This is a genomic window from Veillonella sp. AS16, from assembly GCF_000517785.1.
In the GTDB taxonomy this organism is placed as follows: domain Bacteria; phylum Bacillota; class Negativicutes; order Veillonellales; family Veillonellaceae; genus Veillonella; species Veillonella denticariosi.
Map to the genome: position 1 here is coordinate 1 of NZ_AZYX01000009.1, position 24,487 is coordinate 24,487.

Here is a 24,487-nt window from a genome sequence, read left to right on the forward strand (position 1 = left end):
GGTGATGCGCTGAGTACGATAACTGAATCATAGATTCTATAAAGGGACCCGTCGGGTCCCTTTTATATTTGTCTTATGTATTGATTGAAAAAACAGGATTGAATGGCCGAATATATAATCTTGATAGATATAGATATAGATATAGATATAGATATAGATATAGATATAATATATCCGATACCCTGTAATATTCTAAATGTTTTATGTTGAACATTGATCCGGTTATAATGAGATGGTACGTGGAATTTATTTGTAATGATTTGTAGTGAGAAAAATTTTTAATACATTGTAACTTAGGATACAGCTTTATCAATGGATTTAGTGTATAGTATATACGAGGAGGGCATAGGCCCTCTTTTGTGCTTTTATAGAAAAGGAGGTAATGTGATGGGTGAATACAAAAAGTATTGGATAGCCGTGGTAGCAGTTCTTGTTATCGGATTTTCGATTCTCGGTTATCTGGGTACTGATGTGTATCATCAAGCACCGCCGGTGCCGATAGCGTATGTTTCTCGGGATGGACAGGTCTTATTTACTAAAGAGGATATTCTGCATGGTCAATCGGCTTGGCAATCTACAGGCGGTCAATCCGTAGGGACCGTATTGGGGCATGGTGCATATCAGGCGCCTGACTGGACAGCTGACTGGCTGCACAAAGAGGTGTCCGTTATGCTCGACATCAAGTCTCAACAGGCTTTCGGTGTTCTTTATGAACAGTTAGGTCCTGCTCAGCAGGCTGCTGTTAAAGAAGTCGTTAAAGCGGAGTATTTCAAGAGCGCGGTTCGCGAAGACGGAACTGTAGTGCTTTCACCAGAACGTATTGCAGCGATGAATATAACGGGGCAATATTTTGTTGAACTTTACGGAGACAACCCGAAATTATCAGAAACGCGTGATCATTTCGCGATGAAGGATAATACGTTGCCGGAATTACAGGACCGTATCGATATGGCGCGGTTTTTCTTCTGGACTACGTGGATGGCATCCGCTCAACGTCCGGGGACAGATGCGACATATACGAACAACTGGCCGCATGAACCGTTGTTAGATCACAATCCGACACCGGAAAGTATTGCATGGTCCGTTGTGAGTGTTATTATTTTACTTTGCGGTATCGGTATCGTTGTATGGATGTGGGCGTTCGGTCGCAAACAGGATGACCATGAATTGACACCGCCTGCGGAAGATCCGATTTCCAAATTAAATCTCACCCCGTCTCAGCGGTCTTTGGGAAAATATTTGTTTACGATTTTGGCATTATTTTTACTACAGCTCGGCATGGGCGGTATCATTGCGCATTACACCGTAGAGGGGCAGGCCTTCTATGGGATTCCGTTGGCGCAATACTTTCCGTATTCTATTGCCCGTACATGGCATATTCAGGCGTCCTTATTCTGGATTGCAATGTCCTTTTTGAGTGCCGGTTTATTCTTGGCGCCGATTATTAACGGCGGTAAGGATCCGAAATTCCAAAAACTTGGGGTGGATATTTTATTCTGGGCGCTCGTCGTTCTCGTAGTGGGGTCGTTTGCGGGCACATACTTGGGTGTCGCTCATGAAATCCCGGCGGCTTTGAACTTCTATCTGGGACACCAGGGATATGAGTATATCGAGCTGGGCCGCGTATGGCAATGGATTGAATATATCGGCATTCTGTTCTGGCTTGTGCTCATGGTGCGCAGCATCATCGGAGCTTTCAAAAACAAGGGGGATAAAAACCTCATAGCCGCGTTTATTTTCTCGGTTGTCATGGTCGGTATTTTCTATGGGCCCGGTCTTTTTTACGGGGAACATAGCCACTTGGCAATCATGGAATACTGGCGCTGGTGGGTGATTCATCTCTGGGTAGAAGGTTTCTTTGAAGTATTCTCCACTACTTTGATGGCATTTATCTTTGTAACCCTCGGGCTTGTATCGTATCGTGCCGGTACGATTGCGGCGATTTCGTCCGGTGCTATTTACCTCATCGGCGGTATTCCGGGAACCTTCCATCACCTTTACTTTACTGGCGTTACATCGACTGTGGTGGCCACAGGGGCATCGTTCTCCGCATTGGAAGTGGTACCTCTCGTTCTTTTGGGGTATGAAGCGTTTGAAAACTATACGCGCCTTCACAGTGCGCCTTGGATGCACCGCTTAAAATGGCCTGTATACTGTTTCATTGCAGTATCTTTTTGGAATTTGGTGGGTGCAGGTATCTTCGGTTTCCTTATCAATATGCCGGTTTCCCTGTTCTATATTCAAGGTTTAAATACGACAGCCGTTCATGCTCATACGGCGTTATTCGGTGTATACGGGTTCCTCAGTCTGGGCTTTGTATTCCTCATCGCCCGTTACATTCGACCTGAGGTGGAATTCAACGACAAATTGATGAAATTCGGCTTCTGGGCGTTGAACTGGGGACTTGCGTTAATGGTTCTTATCAGCTTGCTGCCGATCGGCTTGATTCAAGGCTGGGCAAGCGTTACACAAGGCTTGTGGCTCGCTCGCAGCGAAGACTTCATGCAACAGCCGCTGTTACAAAATCTGCGTTGGCTTCGTATGGTAGGCGATACCATCATGATATTGGGGGCTGTGGCCTTCTTCTGGCAGATTGTGAAAGTTATCTTTGTTAAGAAAATCAAGCGATAAGATTTAGGTTATCTAATAAACAGAGCTCCTTACCCGGACTTGGGTAAGGAGCTCTGTTTTCATTATAGCTATTTGACTACAATAATTTCGTATCGCTAGAAAATTGTTGTCACGGCTGCCGCTAAGCTAAACCGAAAAATATGGTAAATTGAAAAAATGTGATATGCAATATGTACACCGATATGATCTGTGTATTCTCTTCTTGATATAAAGTATAGACATGAGGTGTTATAATTTGTTATACTTACTTTGTCAGGCACACGTGCCTGGCTTTTTTGAGTTGCTTAAATTCTTGACATCACTAGACTCATATGATATAGTTTTTTAGTATGTAGTCGAGCGATTTCGAGTGCAAAAGACAGATTAGTAAATATAAAGCGAGGTGTATCCGGATGCGTAATGCCATTACTTTAGCTTGCACAGATTGCAAACAACGTAATTATCAGACGAACAAGAATAAGAGAAATAATCCTGATCGTATTGAAATGATGAAATATTGCAAATTCTGCGGTAAACATACATTACACCGTGAAACAAAATAATTCTTATCATTCATTACCTGTTGATTTGAGGATGTGAAACAATGGCAAAGTCTAACTCAGCGGTGCAGCAGCGTGGTGGATTTGGAAAATTCTTCCGCGGTGTGAAAGCTGAACTAAAAAAAGTAGTCTGGCCAACAAAAAAAGAACTCATCAATTACACAATTGTAGTATTCTTAGTGACCATTTTTATTGCTGTGCTCATTTATGTATTTGATGCGATTTTTGCCCAACTTTTTAATACGTTGTTGCACTTTGTTGGATAGGGGGCCATTACATGGAAGCAGATAAGAAGTGGTATGTAATTCATACCTATTCAGGCTACGAAAATAAAGTAAAAACCACTCTTGAACTTAAGGTTCAGTCTATGGGGTTACAGGATGTTATCAGTCGTATTCTGGTGCCTCTTGAAGACGAAATAGATGAAAAAGACGGGGTTAAAAAAGTAGTAAAACGCAAAATCTTTCCTGGGTATGTGTTGGTGGAGATGGAGGTTAACGACCGTTCCTGGTATGTTGTGCGCAACACGCCGGGCGTAACGGGGTTCGTCGGATCCGCCACAAAACCAGTTCCACTTTCTGATTCCGAAGTAGAACATATACTTAAGTCTCAGGGCTTGAATAAGAAGCCGACCGTCAATATTGATATTGAAGTCGGTGAAACGGTACGCATTACATCCGGGGCCTTTGAAGATAGACTTGGTGTTATTACAGAAATTAACCCTGAAAAGGAAACATTGAAGCTCAATGTGGAAATGTTCAATCGAGATACAGAAGTAGAGGTAGAGTTCTCTCAAGTTGAGAAAACTCTTTAATATATACATATAACTCTAAAAGCGCAATCGATTTTGGTTGCCAGTGGGAGGATGTACATCCGTTACCACCACAGTATAAGCATAGGAGGTTTAATTACCCATGGCTAAGAAATTAGTTAAACAAGTAAAACTACAAATTGAAGCCGCTAAAGCTACTCCAGCACCACCAGTTGGTCCTGCACTAGGTCAGGCAGGTGTTAATATCGTTGCTTTCACAAAAGAATTCAACGAACGCACTGCTAAGCAAGCTGGCTTGATTATTCCGGTAGTGATTAACGTATATGAAGATCGTAGCTTCGATTTCATTACAAAAACTCCACCGGCTGCAGTATTATTGAAAAAAGCTGCAGGCATCCCTAAAGGATCCGGTGTGCCTAACCGCGATAAAGTGGCTAAAGTAGGTCGCGATAAAGTTCGTGAAATTGCGGAATTGAAAATGCCTGATTTGAATGCTAATACCGTAGAACAAGGTATGCGCATGGTAGAAGGTACTGCTCGCAGCATGGGCATTGAAATCGTTGACTAATAAGCGTAGGATTGGCGCAATGCGCTGATCGGTGGGAGGGAATTCCCGTTTGACCACATAAGGAGGATATTATAATGGCAAAAGTAGGTAAGAAATACGCTGAGGCGGTAAAACTTATTGAAGCTGGTAAATTTTATGAGCCGGTAGAAGCAATTGAGCTCGTTAAGAAAACTGCAACTGCAAATTTCGATGAAACAGTTGAAATCTCTTTCAACTTGAATGTCGACCCTAAATACGCTGATCAACAAGTTCGTGGTGCAGTAGTATTGCCTCATGGTACTGGCAAAACTAAACGCGTTCTTGTGTTCGCTAAAGGCGACAATATTAAAGCCGCTGAAGAAGCTGGCGCTGATTACGTAGGTTCTGAAGAGTTGGTATCTAAAATTCAAGGCGGTTGGAGTGACTTCGATGTAGTTGTGGCAACACCTGACATGATGGGTCAAGTTGGTCGTCTCGGTAAAATCTTGGGTCCTAAAGGCTTGATGCCGAACCCTAAGGTTGGTACTGTAACTCCGGACGTTGCTCGTGCAGTAAACGAAATCAAAGCCGGTAAGATCGAATATCGTACTGATAAAGCAGGTATCGTTTCTTGCTCCATCGGTAAAGCGTCGTTTGATGAAGAAAAATTACTTGACAACTACCGTACAATCGTTGATACTATTATCAAGGCTAAACCTGTAGCAGCTAAAGGTCAGTATATTAAATCTGTAACCTTATCCGCTACAATGGGCCCTGGTGTGCCTTTGAACGTGTTCAAATTGAGCGCTGTTTCCAAAGAGCAATAATCACATATGTCTCTTAGCTGTAGACGGCTGGTATGTATAATGGATGAAAATCCGCCCGCTGAGGCTGACACTAGAACAACCTAGGACTAGTTACGACCTCATCGCGTGCGATGGGGTCGTTTTTACGCTAAGATAGTACATAGAGCACCAAAAAATCTACAAGGAGGTAATCTAATGGCTGTCACTGAACAAAAGAAAGCAATCGTTGCTCAAATGAAAGAAACTCTTTCTGAAGCAAAAGGCGCTGTATTGATCGGTTACTCCGGTTTGACTGTTGCGCAGGCAACTGATCTTCGTCGCAAAATGTTGGCTGAAGGTGTTGAATACAAAGTAATCAAAAATACATTGACTCGTATTGCTGCAAATGAATTGAACCTTGAAGGCTTTTTTGAACATTTAGAAGGCCCAACTGCGTTGGCTACTTCTAAAGATGATGCTGTTGCACCTGCTCGCGTTATTGAGCAATTCATTAAAGCTGTAGAAGGCGACGTTGTCACTGTAAAAGCTGGTATCGTTGAAGGCGAAGTTATGGACGCAGCAGGCGTTAAAGCAATCGCAAGTCTTCCAAATCGCGAAGGCATGCTTTCCATGTTGCTTTCCGTTTTGCAAGCACCTGTTCGCAACGTTGCATACGCTGTCAAAGCTGTTGCAGACGCAAAACCAGCAGAATAATCATTACTGCAAACTACTTGCCGGCTGCATGACACCGGCATACTAAACTAATTTATGGAGGAAATCTAAAATGGCATTGAACATTGAAAACATCGTTGCTGAATTGAAAGAAGCAACAATCCTTGAACTTAATGATCTTGTAAAAGCAATCGAAGAAGAATTTGGCGTAACTGCAGCAGCTCCTGTAGCTGTAGCAGCTGCTGGCGGTGCTGACGGCGGCGCTGCTAAAGATTCCTTCGACGTAATCTTGAAAGAGGCTGGCGGGTCCAAAATCAACGTAATCAAAGTTGTTCGCGAAGCAACCGGTCTTGGCTTGAAAGAAGCTAAAGCAATCGTTGACGGCGCTCCTGCACCTGTAAAAGAAGGCGTGGCTGCTGATGCTGCTGAAGCTTTGAAAGCTCAGTTGGAAGAAGCTGGCGCAACTGTAGAATTGAAATAATTCCGGACATATTAAAAGGCGTACCCACGGGTACGCCTTTTTTGTTTCTTATTGAACCTTGTAAATCTTAGCTGTTGCGGTTTTGCCGATTTCTTTCGTCATTGGATAAGCTGATGATTCAATAAATTTTTTATTGTATTTATCGGGAACGATGATAATCGCATCGTGTTCATTTGGTACTGTCTGATAGAATTCGTCTTTTGTAATAGTCGGCATTAATGTTTTACCTTCCGTCCACAGCGGATTATCGGTAGTATGCACGAATACCTGTGTAGGTGTAGCTTCTGTATAATACCGGATTGATGTGAAATATGTACCATATACATAGATCTTTTGGTTACTTGATTCGATGTATGGTTTAAATTGAATCCCCGATTGATTGAGTAGAATAGGAGGGACTGTGACAGTTACCGCACTGTATAGGATAACTATCGGTGTAAGCAGGTAAATAGTCTGCTGCCAAAGATTTTTAATGAAATGTTTTGATACTGTCAGCAACAACGGGATTATTACTGATGTGATCATCAACGGTGCAGGCCATAGTTCCGGTGTTGTATAACTGGCAGTCAGAAAAATACCTAAATATATGAAAAATGGGATGGATATAATATATGTAAAGGTTTTATCATTTTTATTGATAATAGTTATGAAAGCTTCCGCACCCCATATGATACATGGAATGATGGCGAGTAATGTATAGGTTATATATTTTGTGGCTACCATTGAATAGAAGACGACGATAACCGCAAACCATAGAATACCTAATATATCGAAATTATCTTTCCAGCTGATACTTTTAAGACGATAGATTATGGCCGGCGTCCATGGCAGTAGGGCGAGAGGAATAAGGATTATGTAGTAGTACCAAACATTAAACTTCGGATGTTCTGATACGATGGCCCGATCAATGTTATGAAGCCCTAAAAAGCCGGTGATAAAATCCTGACCATGTATAGCATACATAGCTATATACCAGGGACAGCCGATGATGAAAAACAGAATAAGGCCTAATGGATTAAAAAGTAATTGTATATCATCTGCAAGGTGGTGGTCTGCATTTTCTCTATGAGCGAACCACCTCATACAAATAAATAGCAGTAAAATCAGTCCCGGCAATACGATGCCTACAGGCCCTTTCGTGAGGACCGCAAAAGCGGCCGCCACATAGGCTTTCACCATGGAAACTCTGTCACGATTCTCGAAGGCTAAATAAGAATAGCCGAAAATGCCGAGTGAGAAGAAAAATAAAAACCCGTCTGTTATGATGGCGTGCGAAATATACCAGAACTGTAATGTGCTGAAAAGCAGTATGGCGCTTGTTACGGCAAGATGTGTTGAGTGTTTTATACGAAATACAAGATGATACATCAGGGCTACGCTGGCGCCTGCAATCAACGTATTCGGCATGCGCGATGTAAAGTCAGATACACCGAACAGTTTGTATGTTATCATGAGAGCCCAATAGGTGAGAGGCGGTTTATCATACCATACCTGGTCATATATCATGGGTGATATCCACGAGTTATGCTTCAGCATCGTGATGGCGGACAGAACATAGTTGGATTCCACCGGATCCGTTACAGGTAAATAGGCATTGTAAAAGCCGTAACTGATGACGGTCAACAAGAACAGTGCTCCTATTCGTAATTTATGATTATCAATCATGTAGTTGTACTCCTTACTTACATAGTCTATCTTATTGTACTATAGGGGCGGGAATTATTAAATATAGCTTTTGTTTAATATATTTATTCATTAAAATTGATTTCTATACATTATATAGAATATTGTTTGTAAGGAATACTTGAAATGACTTTTGTGTATACAAGATACATGTTATAATGAACCCATAAATGAAGTGTACGTTATCAAAATTTTACCGTTTTCAAAGACATAGTACATTGGAAAGAAGGCTTATTATGAGAAAAGAACACGATTTTCTAGGTGAGTTAGAAGTAGCTGATGAGCTATACTATGGTGTACAGACAATTCGTGCATTAGAGAACTTCAATATTACGGGGAAACATTTAGACCAGGATTTTATCAAATCTCTGGCGATGGTAAAGAAAGCATCCGCATTGGCGAATATGAAGACGGGTCGCTTAAATGTATCTATCGGTAAAGCTATTGCGCAGGCGGCAGACGAAGTTATCGCCGGTAAATTTAAGGATCAGTTCCCTGTAGATCCGATTCAGGGCGGAGCCGGTACATCCGTCAATATGAACATGAACGAAGTGCTGGCAAATCGAGCTCTTGAAATTTTAGGCCATCCTAAGGGCAGCTATGATATCGTCAGCCCTAATAACCATTGTAATATGGCGCAATCTACAAATGATGCATTTCCTACGGCTATCAAGGTATGTGCCATCTTGAAGACGAAACCGCTTCTTGAAGCGTTACAACGTCTCGTGGACGAATTGGAAAAGAAAGCGGAAGAATACAGTGAAATCTTGAAGATGGGTCGTACTCATCTGCAAGATGCGGTGCCTATTACATTGGGTCAAGAAATGGGTGCCTATGCATCCGGTATACGCCGCGGTATTAAGCGTATTAAATCCGCCGTTGAAGGCGCTCATGTCATCAATATGGGGGCTACTGCGGTAGGCACGGGCCTTAATGCGGAACCTAGTTATATTCATGATGTGGCATATGAACTCAGTGAAGTGGTGGGGGAACCGTTCTACACGGCGGATAACCTTATCGATGCTACGAATAATACGGATATTTTCGCGGATATCTCCAGCGGTATTAAAGTTACCGCATTGGTGCTTATCAAGATGGCCAATGATTTCCGTTTGATGGCATCCGGCCCTCGTTGCGGTATCGGCGAATTGAAACTACCTCCTCGTCAACCGGGTTCATCCATCATGCCGGGTAAGGTTAATCCTGTTATCGCGGAAGTATTGAACCAGGTGTGTTACCAAGTTATCGGTAATGATCTTACCATCACGTTGGCGGTGGAAAACGGTCAGTTTGAATTGAATGTAATGGAACCTGTATTGGCATATAATTTATTTAACAATCTTTGCTACCTCAAAAACGGGGTTAATACATTTGTAGATAAATTATTGGTGGATCTTGAAGTCGATCGGGAACAATGTGAGTACTGGCTCAACCGTTCCGTAGGTATCGTGACGGCATTGTTACCGCATTTAGGATATGAAACGGCATCGGCTCTTGCGAAGGAAGCGTATAAATCGGGCCGTGCTATTCGGGATATCATCTTGGAACAGGGTTTGTTAACGGAAGAAGAAATCAATCATATCTTATCCCCTAAAGAAATGACACGGCCCGGCATTGCCGGTGCTAACCTTTTGAAACATAAGGGGAACTAAACATTCGTTTTTAAATTCGTTGTTAACATGGATACGTCTATGTTTGGTATAATATTAAATGAATGATACATGAAAATCAAAAACTGTCAACCCCTTTGGTTGACAGTTTTTTGCATTACTGATAGAATTATATATTGCAAAAGTAGCGTTTTCTGCTTTTGGATGCAAAAACTATAACACAAATAGTGATGAGGTTTTCTTCCAAGGTTGTGCTTGGGTAACGGGAAGCAAGGTTATTTTAAAAATGAAATGGACCTTGCTTTATTTGACGTTATTCGAGCAGGAAAACTGAGACCTGTAAGATGTCTTTTTCATGCCGTTATAGAAAATGGTAGACCGGTGTGTTTGATAGGGGTGAAAGCAAATATGTTCAAACCTGAACAGGTAGGCAAAAGGACTCGTTATACATATGCAAAAATTAACGAAGTTATTAAGATGCCGCATTTATTGGACATTCAGCGTAAATCGTATGAATGGTTCTTGGAGAGTGGTTTACAAAATATTTTCAACGATATTTCTCCGATTAAAGACAATTCAGGTAATCTAGTACTTTCTTTCGAAGGGTTCAGCTTGGGTGAACCCAAGTATGATATTAATGAATGTAAAAATCGTGACGCTACATATGCGGCGCCACTTCGCGTAAATATTCGCTTGGTAAATAATGATCCGGAAAATATGGACATCAAGGAACAAGAAGTATTTATGGGCGATTTTCCGTTGATGACTGATACGGGTACTTTCATCATCAATGGTGCGGAACGCGTTATCGTATCTCAATTGGTACGTTCTCCTGGGGTGTACTATGGTAAAGAAATCGATACCATGGGTAATCGATTGTATGAGTCCACCGTTATTCCTAATCGCGGTGCGTGGATAGAACTTGAAACAGATGCGAGTGAAGTGGTGTCCGTCCGTATTGACCGAAACCGTAAATTACCGGCAACGGTATTGGTTCGTGCATTAGGCTGGGATACTAATGAAAGTATCCTCGATCTATTCTGGAACGGTGAGACCGGTGAGGACGGATTGCCGGTATATGACGAACGCATCGTTCGCACACTGGAAAAAGACACAACTCAATCTGCTGATGAAGCATTGGTTGAAATTTATAAAAAATTACGTCCCGGCGAACCTCCAACTGTAGAATCCGCTCGTAATTTGTTCGATAACTTATTCTTCGATGCCCGCCGTTATGATTTGGCGCGCGTAGGTCGTTATAAATTAAATAAAAAACTCGGCTGGCGTCAACGTATGTTGGGTCAAACATTGGCGCAACCTATCGTAGATACTGAGACGGGTGAAATTATTCTCGATGCAGGCGTGCAGGTTTCCGAGGAACAATTGGCTGTAGTGGCTGAAAGCCACGTGTTTGACGGTGAAGGCTTTGCAGAGTTCTATATTCAAAATTCTGACGGCACGTCTTCCAAGGTGATTTGCAATAACTGCAATTTACCATATGAACATCGCACGGTTACAAGAGAAGATATGATTGCTAATATTTCGTATTTGCTCAATCTTATGGATGGTGCGGGTCACACTGATGATATCGACCATTTGGGGAACCGTCGCCTTCGTTGCGTAGGTGAATTGCTGCAAAATCAATTCCGTATCGGTTTAACCCGTATGGAACGCGTTGTTCGTGAACGCATGACGATTCAGGAAATTGAATCGATTACACCGCAAGCGTTGATCAATATTCGCCCTGTAGTCGCGGCAATCAAAGAATTCTTCGGTTCCTCCCAGTTGTCCCAGTTTATGGACCAAACAAATCCATTGGCGGAATTGACTCACAAACGTCGTTTATCGGCTCTCGGCCCTGGCGGTTTGTCTCGTGAACGTGCAGGCTTCGAAGTTCGTGACGTGCATCATTCTCATTACGGACGCATGTGTCCGATTGAAACGCCGGAAGGTCCGAACATCGGCTTGATTAACTCTTTGTCCAACTATGCAAAGGTAAATGAATTCGGCTTTATTGAAGCGCCGTATCGCCGCGTTGAAAAAATTTACGGTAAAGGTAAAGAATCCGATACCGTTGTTAAAGTGCGCGTATCTGACAGCGTTGTATACATGACGGCTGATGAAGAAGAAGGAATGACCATCGCTCAGGCGAACTCGCCTATCGATGCGGACGGTTACTTCATGGAGGATCATGTTGCCTGTCGTCGCGGTCATGATGTATTGGAAGTTACACCTGATAAGGTCGACTACATGGACGTTAGTCCGAAAGAAGTTGTATCCATCGGTACAGCTATGATTCCATTCCTTGAAAATGACGATGCTAACCGTGCCTTGATGGGTGCGAACATGCAACGTCAGGCGGTGCCGCTCTTGCGAGCTCAAGCGCCTCTAGTCGGTACAGGTATGGAATATACAGCCGCAACTGACTCCGGTGTCTGCGTATTGGCGCGTGAATCCGGTAAAGTCGTACGTTGCTGGGGTAATGAAATTCACGTTCTTCGCGATGGCGACGGTCGTGTTGATACATACCGTTTGAATAAATTCCTTCGTTCCAACCAATCCACATGCTTTAACCAAAAACCGATCGTCAATCGCGGTGACCACGTTGTAAAGGGTCAGGTGTTGGCTGACGGCCCTGCTACCGACGGCGGTGAATTGGCATTGGGCTACAATGTTCTTGTAGCGTTCATGCCTTGGGAAGGTTATAACTACGAAGATGCTATCCTGCTCAGTGAAGAACTTTGCAAGGAAGATATTTATACATCCATTCATATTGAAGAATACGAATGTGATGCGCGTGACACTAAATTAGGTGCCGAAGAAATTACGCGTGAATTGCCTAATACAGGTGATGATACGCTCAGAAATCTCGACGAAGACGGTATTATCTGCATCGGTGCGGAGGTACATCCAGGGGATATTCTCGTGGGTAAAGCAACACCGAAGGGTGAAACTGAACTTACGCCGGAAGAACGCTTGCTACGTGCAATCTTTGGCGACAAAGAACGCGAAGTACGCGATACTTCCTTGCGCGTGCCTCATGGTGAGTCCGGTAAAGTCGTAGACGTTAAGGTCTTCACTCGTGAAAACGGTGATGAATTGCAACCGGGCGTAAATAAACTCGTCCGCGTATATATCGCTCAAAAACGTAAGATTCACGAAGGCGATAAAATGGCGGGCCGTCATGGTAACAAAGGTGTCGTTTCTCGCGTTATGAGAAAAGAGGACATGCCGTTCCTTCCTGACGGTACACCGGTACAAATCGTGTTGAATCCGTTGGGCGTACCGTCCCGTATGAATATCGGTCAGGTTCTTGAAACTCATTTGGGCTGGGCCGTTCAAGGTCTAGGCATGAAGATTAAAGAAACGGATCTTCATATTCAGAATGTGTTGAAAGAAGCGCGCACCGACAGTTCTTATTGGGATGAAATCGAAGCCGTTCGCGATTTATATGGTGAAATTGAAGCTTTGGAAGCGAAGGTTACAGAAGATGTAACGGCAGATCATTTCGATGAAAATGAAAAAATCATTGATTTGAAAGCGAAAATTCTCAAACATATAGAAAAAGCGGCACAGAAGAAATTCAAAGCTATGGGCGGTGAAGCCCGTTATCAGGAGCTCAAAGCTTTGGAAGCTAAATACAATGCACTTCATATGGAATACTTTGACTCCGAAGAAGAAGCGGCGGAAATGGATCCGGTTCTCGTAGAGGAATTGGCCGCTATCGATAAGGTTAAGAATACCCTTAACGATATTGAATCCGCTGAAGCGAAACGCGTTGAAATCCGCAAAGCATTGGAAGGACTCGGCTATGACTACAAAAAATATGGCATGCCGAAACCGGACGTAGCGGGCATTCATATCGCTACACCTGTATTTGACGGTGCTCATGAAAAAGATGTATTCGAAACATTAGCGATTGCAGGTCGCCCTGATGACGGTAAAACCGTATTATATGACGGTCGTACAGGTGAACCGATGGATAATCGCGTTACGGTCGGGTATGTTTACATGCTTAAACTTCATCATTTGGTTGATGATAAGATTCATGCTCGTTCCACAGGTCCGTATTCCCTTGTTACACAACAGCCGTTGGGCGGTAAAGCTCAATTCGGCGGTCAGCGTTTCGGGGAAATGGAAGTATGGGCTCTTGAAGCCTATGGTGCAGCTTATACACTTCAAGAGTTGTTGACCGTTAAATCCGATGATGTCGTAGGCCGTGTGAAAGCATACGAAAAAATCGTTAAAGGTGAAAATATTCCAGAACCGGGCGTACCTGAGTCCTTTAAAGTATTGCTCAAAGAACTTCAAAGTATCGGTCTTGATGTAAAAATATTGAATGAAGATCAAGAAGAAGTAGTAATGAAAGAACTTGATGACGAAGATGAAGCGGTAGAAACTGGTATTGAAGATGTTATGGACGGCAGTGCTGTTGAAACAGATGAAGTAACAGTTGTAGAACCGGAAGCAGAGGAAGAAGCACCTGCTGATAACGGCGGGGAAGATGATATTCTCAGCCAGTTGGCATATCCTATGGATCAATCCTCTGACGATGAAGACTGAAACTATCTATAGAAGGGAGCGATAGTAGTGCTAGACGTAAATGAATTCGATTCCATGCGAATCGGCTTAGCCTCTCCGGAACAGATCTTGGCATGGTCTCATGGGGAAGTTAAGAAACCAGAAACAATTAACTACCGTACGTTAAAGCCGGAACGTGATGGCCTGTTCTGTGAACGCATTTTCGGACCTACAAAGGATTGGGAATGTCACTGCGGCAAATATAAACGTATCCGTCATAAAGGCGTAGTCTGCGATAAATGTGGTGTTGAAGTTACTCGTGCAAAAGTACGTCGTGAACGTATGGGTCATATTGAATTGGCCACTCCTGTATCTCACATCTGGTACTTTAAAGGTATCCCGTCCCGTATGGGTCTGATCCTTGATGTATCTCCACGTTCTTTGGAACGTGTATTATACTTTGCTTCTTATATCGTAGTAGATCCTGCCGGAACACCATTGGCAAAACGCCAATTGTTATCCGAGCAAGAATATCGTGAATATGAAGCTCAATTTAACGAAGACGGTTATACTATCGGTGGTAAATCCGTCGTTATCGAAACGGTGGCACAACGCAACGAACGTTTGGCCATCGTGCGTGAAGCACAACGAAAAGAACGCTATAATGCGGCGCTTCGCGATGATGCGACGATTCCGGAAGCCGATAAAGAATACGAGGAACTCACTCGTGAAGAACGTTATGAATTAGGCGCTTCCGAAGAAATTCTTTTCGCCTGCATCGATATGGGGGCTGAGGCGGTAAAGGCGCTTTTAGCTGAACTCGATTTAGAAGTATTGAATGCTGAATTGCGTGAAGAATTGAATACGGCCAGCGGTCAACGTAAAATTCGTGCGGTTCGCCGTTTAGAGGTTGTAGAAGCATTCCGCCAATCCGGTAACCGTCCTGAATGGATGATTATGGACGTGGTTCCTGTAATTCCACCTGAATTGCGCCCTATGGTTCAGCTCGATGGAGGTCGTTTTGCTACATCTGACCTCAATGATTTATATCGCCGTGTCATCAATCGTAACAACCGTTTGAAACGATTGCTCGATTTGGGTGCACCTGATATCATCGTGCGCAATGAAAAACGCATGCTTCAGGAAGCGGTGGACGCGTTGATCGACAATGGTCGTCGCGGTCGTCCTGTTACGGGCCCCGGTAACCGTCCGTTGAAATCCTTGTCGGATATGCTCAAGGGTAAACAGGGTCGTTTCCGTCAGAATCTGCTCGGTAAACGTGTTGACTACTCCGGTCGTTCCGTTATCGTAGTAGGCCCTGAACTTAAAATGCATCAATGCGGCCTGCCTAAGGAAATGGCGTTGGAATTGTTCAAACCGTTCGTTATGAAACGTCTGGTTGAACGGGGACAGGCATCCAATATCAAGGCTGCTAAACGCCAGGTTGAAAGAATCGGCCCCGGCGTGTGGGAATCCTTGGAAGAGGTTATCAAGGAACATCCTGTTCTTTTGAACCGCGCCCCTACATTGCACAGACTCGGTATCCAGGCTTTTGAACCGATTCTTTGGGAAGGCCGTGCCATCAAGTTGCATCCGTTAGTATGTACAGCGTTCAACGCCGACTTTGACGGTGACCAAATGGCGTGTCACTTGCCATTGTCCGTTGAAGCACAGGCGGAAGCACGTACATTGATGCTTTCCAGCCATAATATCTTGTCCACTAAAGACGGTAAACCGGTAGCGGTACCGTCTCAGGATATGATCTTGGGTACATACTACTTGACGGTTGTACGCGAAGATACTAAAGACAAGGCAAAAACATTTGCTACCTACGATGAAGTCATGCTTGCCTATGAATCTCATGTCATCGGTTTACAGGATATTCTTTATATCCGTATGCCTGAACATGGTCGTGTGGAAACAACTGCAGGTCGCCTGATCTTCAATAATGCGTTATTCCCTGAATTATGGCAATATGAACAACGTGAAGACGGCACTTATTCCTTGGGCAAGGTTATGGATAAGAAAACCGTCGGCAAATTGGTTGATCAATGCTTCCAGTTGTTCGGTAACGAAAAAACGGCGGAATTATTGGACAGAATCAAGTCCTTGGGCTATTCTTTCGCGCGTCGCGCCGGTATGACCGTAGCGATTGCGGATATCAAAGTACCGGATGTTAAGTTTGATTTACTTGATACGGCGGAACAAGAGGTAGAAAAAGTATCCCGCTTGTACCGTCGCGGTCTCATTACAGAGGAAGAACGATATCGTAAGACCATTCAGTTGTGGACCCAGGCGACAGAAGACGTTACCGATGCCATGATGGATAATATGGCGTGCGATAAAGACGGCTTTAACCCTGTGTATATGATGGCTATCTCCGGTGCCCGCGGTAATAAACAACAGATTCGTCAGCTTGCCGGTATGCGCGGCTTGATGGCGGATCCATCCGGTCGTATCATCGATTTGCCGATTAAGGCTAACTTTAAAGAAGGCTTGACCGTATTGGATTACTTTACGTCCTCTCACGGTGCCCGTAAAGGTTTGGCCGATACGGCGCTCCGTACAGCTGACTCCGGTTACTTGACCCGCCGTCTCGTCGACGTATCTCAGGACGTAATCGTTCGTGAGGATGATTGTGATGTGGTAGGTATCGATCTCGTTCGTGAACGCGCTCGTTTGGCTACATCTTCCCGTCAGGCGTTGGACTTGTTGAAAGACAAGCTTCTTGGCCGCGTGTTGGATAAAGATGTGGTTAATGCGGAAACAGGAGAACTTGTGGTACCTGCGGAAACCGTTCTTGATGAACAATGCTTGACGGATATCGCTGAATCCGGTGTTACATCGATTGCTTTGCGCGGTGTGCATTTAGGCTCTGACAGCGATATCAACCATACTAATCTGGTTCAAAAAATCATTCTTGGTGAAAGCGATGACAGTATCCGTGCAACATTGAAGGAAACTATGGTTCAGAATATGTTGAACAAGGACACTGTAAATGCAATCGTCGACAGCAACGGCGTGGAAATTTTCCCTGCCGATACACGCCTTACGGAAGAAGGCATCGAAGCCATTCTTAACTCCGATGTAAAAGAAGTACAGGTGCGCAACAATGAAATCCACGGTATCGAAGTGGAAGCTATCGTTGAAGGTACCGGTGTTATCGAACCGTTAAAAGACCGTATCGTAGGCCGCATTGCAGCCGAAGAATTGGTTAATAAGAAAACAGGGGAAGTTATCGTTCCTCTTAACGGTGAAATTACGGAAGCATTGGCTGATGAAGTAGTAAAACACTATGAGACTGTCAAGATCCGTTCCGTATTGACCTGCCGGAGCCCTTATGGTGTATGCCGCAAGTGTTACGGTCGCGATTTGGGTACAGGTAACCAGGTTCAAGTCGGTGAAGCCGTAGGTATCATTGCGGCACAATCCATCGGTGAACCGGGTACTCAGTTGACAATGCGTACATTCCATACAGGTGGTGTCGCAGGTGACGATATTACACAAGGTTTGCCACGTGTCGAAGAATTGTTCGAAGCGCGTAAGCCGAAACGTAATGCCATCATCGCCGAAAACGAAGGGACTGTTCGCGTTGTGCCTAACGAAGGTAAAAAAGGCACCAATACAATCTTCATCACCGGTGAAGACGGTATCGAACTTGATTATCTCATCCCTTACGGTTCCCGAATTATCGTTAAAGACGGTGATGTGGTATCCTTGGGGGCCCGTTTGACAGAAGGTTCCATCAACCCTCATGACATCATGCGTGTCATGGGTACGGAAGCGACACAACGTTACCTCGTATACGAAGTGCAGAAGGTATATAAATCCCAAGGTGTAGAAATTAACGATAAACATATCGAAGTTATCGTACGCCAAATGCTTCATAAAGTTAAAATTGAAACTGCCGGCGATGCCGATATGCTTCCGGGGGATATGGTCGACGTTAATACTTTTGATGAAGAAAACCGTCGCCTTACTCTCAACGGGCGTGAAAATGCTACGGGCAAACGCACGTTATTGGGTATTACGAAAGCCGCATTGGCTACGGATTCCTTCTTGTCCGCTGCGTCCTTCCAGGAAACGACACGTGTTCTTACCGACGCTGCCATCAAGGGTAAAATCGATCCATTGTTAGGCTTGAAAGAAAACGTAATTATCGGTAAATTGATTCCTGCCGGTACAGGCATGAGCCGTTACCGTAAGATTGAAGTTGTAAAAAATACACCTGAAATCATTGATATTACGGAAGAGGTTATGTCTGAAGAGTAATCGCTTCGGACAGGCCGCTAGGCCATATTAATTGTATAGACTTGTTGCATCGTTGATACTGTGCGACAGAATAAAAAGGGTGCACCCGTGAGGTGCACCCTTTTGTTATAGCCATATATTGATTTTAAGCTCTATGATTATAGGACTATATAATTATATGCCTGTATAAATTGGGAGCTATATGATATGTGTTAGTGTCATTTGGTGAATTTAAATGATACTTCGTTGATTGCTATTTTATAAAAACTACTCGGCCGCTTCCTCCGCGTCATGAGCCATGATCTCATAACCGACGTCATCCGATAAGGTTAGATATCGTTCATATTGTCGAATGATATCGGTAATGATATCCTCGCGTGTCATATACTGCGCATCATATCCGGCGCGACCGTCACTGAAATATGTCATGGGAATTGCATTTGTGCTTTCCGTAATGTGAGGAATATTGGGATCGTCGATGAGATGATCCGATACCTCCTGTGTAACGAGCTTGATACCGTAGGTAAAGTTACGCATCGATTCCTTTTCGATGGTCAACTCCACGGAGGCATCGTTACCGTTGAATTGTTTGTCAATTCGCGTGGTTAATCCGTATTCCTCGGTTAACTCTTTATTAAGCTGGTACATGGCGGGCAATACGGTCGTTTTCATAAAGGAAATAACATCTTCCGACTGCGTTTGATTGAGTATTTTAGCGAGCCCCTGTTTCCAGTTTTTGCTGTCCCAATAGATGGATGTGGTTGAAAGTTTCGTGTTAAAGTATTGATTATCCGTCAATAATCCCTGCCATAAGCTGTAGCACATGATGACCATCAAAGCTGCAAACGGTAAGGCTAGAATGAGTGTTACCGACTGGAGTACGTTGAGCCCGCCGATGCTGAGCAAGCTGATGGCGAGGAATGCCATCACGGCACCCCACATAGGACATTGCCATTTCGGTGATGGCGTGCCTTTGTCATAAGCGGCGATATTATTTAATACATAAATCCCCGAGTCGGCAGATGTGATGAAAAATAATGCCAATACGATAATCGATAGGAGACTGGTCAAACCGGATAACGGTAAATACTCGAGAAATGCGAAGAGCAGCTGTTCCGGTTTATCGGTTAATGCACCGAGTGCGCCGTTTGCCACGCTTTCATCAATATAAATGGCGGTATTGCCGAAGATGGTGAACCAGACGATGGTGAATACGGTGGGAATGATGAGAACGCCGAAGATGAATTCTCGAATTGTTCGACCTCTTGAGATTCGTGCGATGAACATGCCGACGAATGGCGCCCAAGATAACCACCATGCCCAAAACAGTATGGTCCAGCTGAAAAACCATGGGCGGTTTTCCGGCGTGTAGATAGATGTATAGAAGCTTTGTCCCAGAATATGTGACAGATAATAGCCGAAGTTTTCCACCATGGAGTTTAGTAGAAGCAATGTGGGACCGGCACAGAGAACAAAGAGCATTAAGACTAATGCAACGGATATATTGACTTCGCTTAGCAGTTTGACGCCCTTATCGATACCTGTAACGGCTGATAAAACGGCGATGGACATAATGACGATGATGATGACCGTTTGTGCGGGAAAGTCGTTAGCGGAAATGACGTCAATATATAGAAAGCCCGCACCTAATTGGGCGGCACCGAATCCTAACGTGGTCACAATCCCTAATAGAGTTACGCAAAGTGCGATAATATCGATGATATGCCCTCGTGAACCGTTGATCTTATCTTTCCACAACGGATAGAAGCATGAGCGTAGCGCTAGGGGCAGTTTATAACGGAAACCGAAATATGCCAGTGCTAAAGCCATGATGCCGTATACAGTCCATGCGTTGATGCCCCAGTGGAAAATGGAGCGGAATAGAGCCTCCTTGGCGCTCGGTGCACCGTCGACGAGACCTATGGCGGAGTGATAATGCGAGAGCGGTTCAGCAGTACCGAAGAACATGAGACCTACACCGGTACCGGCCGCAAATAGCATGGCGAGCCAAGCTGTATAAGAGAATTCAGCTTCCTCGTCGTCGCTGCCGAGTTTAATATCGCCCAACGAACTGAGTGCTAGAAATATGCTGAAGATAAAGAAGAGACTGATTGCTAAAATGTAAAACCAGCTGAAATCTTCAAATATGATATCTCGAACCCCTTGGAGGATCGTTTGAGATATTTGCGGAATCAGAAGGGCGCATAAGCTCAGCCCTAAAACGATAGACAAGCTACCTATGATTACAGGTGGATTGAAGTTTGAATAACGTTTGATGAGTTGGATCATATAATCTCCTTTCTATAATAATCTATAATTACAAATATTTGTTCTATATAAATTTATATCATACTAAAATGGTGTTTATATTAATTTTGCATAATTGGTAAAAGAAAAAATAATAGCGCATGTATAGAATGAGTAAATATTCGCCAAAATAATCAAATGTGAATAAAAATTCTTTCTGTGTTTATAAAATGAAGAAGCGTGAAACACACGGATGAGTGTGCATATAAAATGCAGATAAATAGCGGTGTAAGACGTTGAAAATCGTTTGACATGGTCTTGCGTAATTGATATACTTACATAGTGCTCTGGGCATGGTATGCCTAATCAGCATAATTTCGTAAGGAGAATTAGTACAATGGACATTGCCCATCTGAAGTCGGTGAACAAAACAATCGGTGCCAAGCAAACATTGAAACAAATTGCTAAAGGTACTGTGAAGTATGTGTTCCTGGGCTGTGATAGTGATGAACGTGTGGTACAGCCTTTACGGACTGCTTGTGAAGAACAGGGAATACCTGTGAATGACGAGCACACCATGGATGATCTCGGACGTGCGTGTCGCATCAAGGTGCGCGCTACGGCGGTGGGAATCCTGCGTTGATCTCGGTAATATCCGATGTAACACTTTGTTATGGCGGATCAATTATAAATCTCAAATTTGGAAAGGAGGTGCCCAAATGCCAACAATTAATCAGCTAGTACGCAAAGGTCGCGAAAGCATGACTAAAAAGTCTGATGCTCCAGCACTTCAAGAAAGCCCACAAAAACGTGGTGTATGTACTCGTGTGTACACAGCTACTCCAAAGAAACCAAACTCCGCGCTTCGTAAAGTTGCCCGTGTACGTTTGACAAACGCTATTGAAGTAACTGCTTACATTCCAGGCATTGGTCACAATTTACAAGAACACAGTGTTGTACTTATCAGAGGCGGTCGTGTTAAAGACCTTCCAGGTGTGCGTTATCACATTGTTCGTGGTGCATTGGATACAGCTGGCGTACAAAACCGTATGCAAAGTCGTTCCAAATACGGCGCGAAAAAAGCTAAAAAATAATTTTAGCCATTAAACAAAATTAACACACATCTAATAAAGGAGGAATTGAACATGCCAAGAAAAGGCCCTGTTCCGAAACGTGATGTACTTCCAGATCCGGTGTACAACAGCAAATTAGTTACACGTTTCATCAACAAAGTTATGTACGATGGCAAAAAAGGCATTGCTGAAACTATCGTATATGATGCATTTGAAATTATTCGTTCCAAAATGGGTCAGGACCCAATGGAAGTTTTTGATCAAGCATTGAAAAATGTTATGCCTGTACTTGAAGTGCGCGCTCGCCGTATCGGTGGTGCTAACTATCAGGTACCAGTTGAAGTTCGCGCTGATCGCCGTCAAACCCTAGGTATTCGTTGGGTTGTAAACTACGCTCGTCTTCGTGGTGAACGCACTATGAAAGAACGCTTAGCAGGCGAATTGATGGACGCTTTCAACAATGCAGGCGCTGCAATCAAGAAAAAAGAAGATACTCATAAAATGGCAGAAGCTAATAAAGCATTTGCTCATTATCGTTGGTAATAAGAGGAGTTGACAACTGTGGCAAGAGAGTTTTCCTTAGCAAAAACTCGTAATATCGGTATTATGGCTCACATTGATGCCGGTAAAACAACTACTACAGAACGTATCCTCTACTATACAGGTATCGTTCACAAGATCGGCGAAGTACACGAAGGTGCTGCTACGATGGACTGGATGGAGCAAGAGCAAGAACGTGGTATCACAATCACTTCTGCTGCAACAACTTGTCAATGGAAAGAACATCGTATTAACATCATCGATACTCCTGGTCACGTTGACTTTACTGTAGAAGTAGAACGTTCTCTACGTGTTCTTGATGGTTCCGTAGCGGTGTTCAGTGCCAAAGGCGGCGTTGAACCTCAATCCGAAACTGTATGGCGTCAAGCGTCTAACTACGGTGTACCTCGTATTGCTTATGTAAATAAGATGGATACGATCGGTGCTGACTTCTTTAACGTAGTTGACATGATGAAAACCCGTTTGGGTGCAAATTCCGTAGCGATTCAAGTGCCGATCGGCGCCGAAGATACTTTCCAAGGTATCATCGATTTGATGACTATGAAAGCGGAAATTTACAAATCCGATGACGGTAAAGAATTTGAAATCACTGATATCCCGGCTGAATATCAAGAAGTGGCGGAAGCTCGTCGCGAAATGATGATCGATGCTATCGCTGAAACTGATGACGATATCATGATGAAATATTTGGAAGGCGAAGAAATCTCCATAGAAGAATTGAAAGCAGCGATGCGTAAAGCCGTTATCGCTAATCAATTATTCCCGGTTCTTTGCGGTTCTTCCTACAAAAACAAAGGTGTGCAAATGTTGTTGGACGCTGTCATCGATTACATGCCTGCTCCAATCGATATTCCACCTATTAAGGGTGTTGTTCCTGGTACTGAAGAAGAAACAACTCGTCCTTCTTCCGATGAAGAGCCATTCTCCGCATTGGCATTCAAAATCATGGCTGACCCTTATGTTGGTAAATTAGCGTTCTTCCGTGTGTACTCCGGTACATTGGAATCCGGTTCTTACGTTTTCAACTCCACTAAAGGTAAGAAAGAACGTATTGGCCGCATTCTTCAAATGCACGCTAACTCCCGTAAAGAAATTGAACGCGTATATTCCGGTGATATCGCTGCGGCGGTCGGTTTGAAGGATACCACTACAGGCGACACATTGTGTGATGAAAAAGCTCCTGTAATCCTTGAATCCATGGAATTCCCGGAACCGGTTATCTCCGTTGCCGTTGAACCTAAAACAAAAGCTGACCAAGAAAAAATGGGTACGGCTCTTGCTCGTTTGGCGGAAGAAGATCCTACTTTCAAAGTTCGCACCGATGAAGAAACAGGTCAAACAATTATTTCCGGTATGGGTGAGCTTCACTTGGATATCATCGTTGACCGTATGCATCGTGAATTCAAAGTAGACTGTAACGTAGGTAAACCTCAAGTTGCGTACCGCGAAACTATCCGCAAGTCTGTTAAGGCTGAAGGTAAGTTCGTACGCCAGTCCGGTGGTCGTGGTCAATATGGTCACTGCTGGTTGGAATTGATTCCTCAAGAACCGGGCGCTGGCTTTGAATTTGAAAACAAGGTCGTAGGTGGTGCGATTCCTCGTGAATACATCGGACCTGTTGAAAACGGTGTTAAAGAAGCTATGGAAACCGGTGTTATCGCCGGATATCCAATGGTTGACATCAAAGTTATCGTATTCGACGGCTCTTACCATGACGTTGACTCCAACGAAATGGCCTTCAAAATCGCCGGTTCTATGGGCTTTAAAGAAGGTGCTCGCAAAGCGGACCCTGCATTGCTTGAACCGTACATGGCCGTAGAAGTGGACGTTCCTGAAGAATATATGGGCGACGTAATCGGTGACTTGAACTCCCGTCGTGGTCGTATGGACGGCATGGAAGCTCGTAATGGTAACCAACATATCAAAGCATATGTTCCGTTGAGTGAAATGTTCGGTTACGCAACTGATCTTCGTTCCAAAACGCAAGGTCGCGGTAACTACTCCATGACATTCGATCATTATGAAGAAGTTCCTAAGAAAATTGCTGAAGAAATTCAAGCAAAGAAAAATGGTTAATCTCACATTTGATTAATAGAATTACTATTTTCCTCGGAGGATAATTTAAAATGGCTAAA

General features: G+C 43.8%; 17 protein-coding genes. 15 read left to right on the forward strand and 2 right to left on the reverse strand.

Features of this window, described 5'->3' with window-relative positions; translation table 11 throughout:
- Window positions 1-387: 387 nt before the first annotated feature.
- The 8 genes from HMPREF1521_RS04085 (at window position 388) to rplL (ending at window position 6,406) form a co-directional block, all read left to right on the forward strand.
- Window positions 388-2,631, forward strand: a complete 2,244-nt coding sequence (locus HMPREF1521_RS04085) for a nitric-oxide reductase large subunit (RefSeq protein WP_038116179.1) — start codon at window positions 388-390, stop codon at window positions 2,629-2,631.
- A gap of 392 nt (window positions 2,632-3,023) precedes the next feature.
- On the forward strand, window positions 3,024-3,173 hold the full coding sequence (gene rpmG, locus HMPREF1521_RS04090; protein WP_038116181.1) for a 50S ribosomal protein L33: 150 nt from the start codon (window positions 3,024-3,026) through the stop codon (window positions 3,171-3,173).
- 41 nt (window positions 3,174-3,214) lie between these two features.
- Window positions 3,215-3,436: a preprotein translocase subunit SecE gene (gene secE, locus HMPREF1521_RS04095; protein WP_038116182.1), complete on the forward strand. Its 222-nt coding sequence runs from the start codon at window positions 3,215-3,217 to the stop codon at window positions 3,434-3,436.
- Window positions 3,437-3,447: 11 nt separating this feature from the next.
- Window positions 3,448-3,984 carry a transcription termination/antitermination protein NusG gene (nusG, locus tag HMPREF1521_RS04100; protein WP_038116184.1) on the forward strand — a complete coding sequence of 179 codons (537 nt, stop codon included), beginning with the start codon at window positions 3,448-3,450 and terminating at the stop codon, window positions 3,982-3,984.
- A gap of 100 nt (window positions 3,985-4,084) precedes the next feature.
- Entirely contained in the window at window positions 4,085-4,510 is a 426-nt protein-coding gene (rplK, locus tag HMPREF1521_RS04105; protein ID WP_004693535.1) for a 50S ribosomal protein L11, read from the forward strand.
- A 74-nt stretch (window positions 4,511-4,584) separates the two neighbouring features.
- Window positions 4,585-5,295: a 50S ribosomal protein L1 gene (gene rplA, locus HMPREF1521_RS04110; protein ID WP_038116186.1), complete on the forward strand. Its 711-nt coding sequence runs from the start codon at window positions 4,585-4,587 to the stop codon at window positions 5,293-5,295.
- A 174-nt stretch (window positions 5,296-5,469) separates the two neighbouring features.
- Complete coding sequence (gene rplJ, locus HMPREF1521_RS04115) at window positions 5,470-5,967, forward strand: 50S ribosomal protein L10 (RefSeq protein WP_038116189.1); 498 nt, start codon at window positions 5,470-5,472, stop codon at window positions 5,965-5,967.
- Between the two features lie 70 nt (window positions 5,968-6,037).
- Window positions 6,038-6,406, forward strand: a complete 369-nt coding sequence (rplL, locus tag HMPREF1521_RS04120) for a 50S ribosomal protein L7/L12 (RefSeq protein WP_038116191.1) — start codon at window positions 6,038-6,040, stop codon at window positions 6,404-6,406.
- 48 nt (window positions 6,407-6,454) lie between these two features.
- Here rplL and HMPREF1521_RS04125 read toward each other — a convergent pair whose 3' ends face one another.
- Window positions 6,455-8,071: a glycosyltransferase family 39 protein gene (locus tag HMPREF1521_RS04125; RefSeq protein WP_038116194.1), complete on the reverse strand. Its 1,617-nt coding sequence runs from the start codon at window positions 8,069-8,071 to the stop codon at window positions 6,455-6,457.
- Window positions 8,072-8,325: 254 nt separating this feature from the next.
- Here HMPREF1521_RS04125 and HMPREF1521_RS04130 point away from each other — a divergent pair, with 254 nt between their 5' ends.
- From HMPREF1521_RS04130 to rpoC, 3 genes are all read left to right on the forward strand, one after another.
- Window positions 8,326-9,741 carry an aspartate ammonia-lyase gene (locus HMPREF1521_RS04130; protein WP_038116199.1) on the forward strand — a complete coding sequence of 472 codons (1,416 nt, stop codon included), beginning with the start codon at window positions 8,326-8,328 and terminating at the stop codon, window positions 9,739-9,741.
- A gap of 366 nt (window positions 9,742-10,107) precedes the next feature.
- Complete coding sequence (rpoB, locus tag HMPREF1521_RS04135; RefSeq protein WP_038116213.1) at window positions 10,108-14,262, forward strand: DNA-directed RNA polymerase subunit beta; 4,155 nt, start codon at window positions 10,108-10,110, stop codon at window positions 14,260-14,262.
- A gap of 27 nt (window positions 14,263-14,289) precedes the next feature.
- Window positions 14,290-18,492, forward strand: a complete 4,203-nt coding sequence (rpoC, locus tag HMPREF1521_RS04140; protein ID WP_038116202.1) for a DNA-directed RNA polymerase subunit beta' — start codon at window positions 14,290-14,292, stop codon at window positions 18,490-18,492.
- Between the two features lie 246 nt (window positions 18,493-18,738).
- Here rpoC and HMPREF1521_RS04145 read toward each other — a convergent pair whose 3' ends face one another.
- Window positions 18,739-20,760 carry a BCCT family transporter gene (locus HMPREF1521_RS04145; RefSeq protein WP_038116205.1) on the reverse strand — a complete coding sequence of 674 codons (2,022 nt, stop codon included), beginning with the start codon at window positions 20,758-20,760 and terminating at the stop codon, window positions 18,739-18,741.
- Between the two features lie 355 nt (window positions 20,761-21,115).
- Between HMPREF1521_RS04145 and HMPREF1521_RS04150 the strand changes: the two genes are divergently transcribed.
- The 4 genes from HMPREF1521_RS04150 to fusA all read left to right on the forward strand — a co-directional run bounded on the left by HMPREF1521_RS04150 (window position 21,116) and on the right by fusA (window position 24,428).
- Complete coding sequence (locus tag HMPREF1521_RS04150; protein ID WP_038116208.1) at window positions 21,116-21,361, forward strand: ribosomal L7Ae/L30e/S12e/Gadd45 family protein; 246 nt, start codon at window positions 21,116-21,118, stop codon at window positions 21,359-21,361.
- 76 nt (window positions 21,362-21,437) lie between these two features.
- Complete coding sequence (rpsL, locus tag HMPREF1521_RS04155) at window positions 21,438-21,812, forward strand: 30S ribosomal protein S12 (RefSeq protein ID WP_038116209.1); 375 nt, start codon at window positions 21,438-21,440, stop codon at window positions 21,810-21,812.
- 51 nt (window positions 21,813-21,863) lie between these two features.
- Window positions 21,864-22,334 (forward strand): 30S ribosomal protein S7, encoded by a 471-nt coding sequence (rpsG, locus tag HMPREF1521_RS04160; protein ID WP_004693556.1) that lies wholly within the window; start codon window positions 21,864-21,866, stop codon window positions 22,332-22,334.
- 18 nt (window positions 22,335-22,352) lie between these two features.
- Complete coding sequence (fusA, locus tag HMPREF1521_RS04165) at window positions 22,353-24,428, forward strand: elongation factor G (RefSeq protein WP_038116211.1); 2,076 nt, start codon at window positions 22,353-22,355, stop codon at window positions 24,426-24,428.
- Window positions 24,429-24,487: the final 59 nt, after the last annotated feature.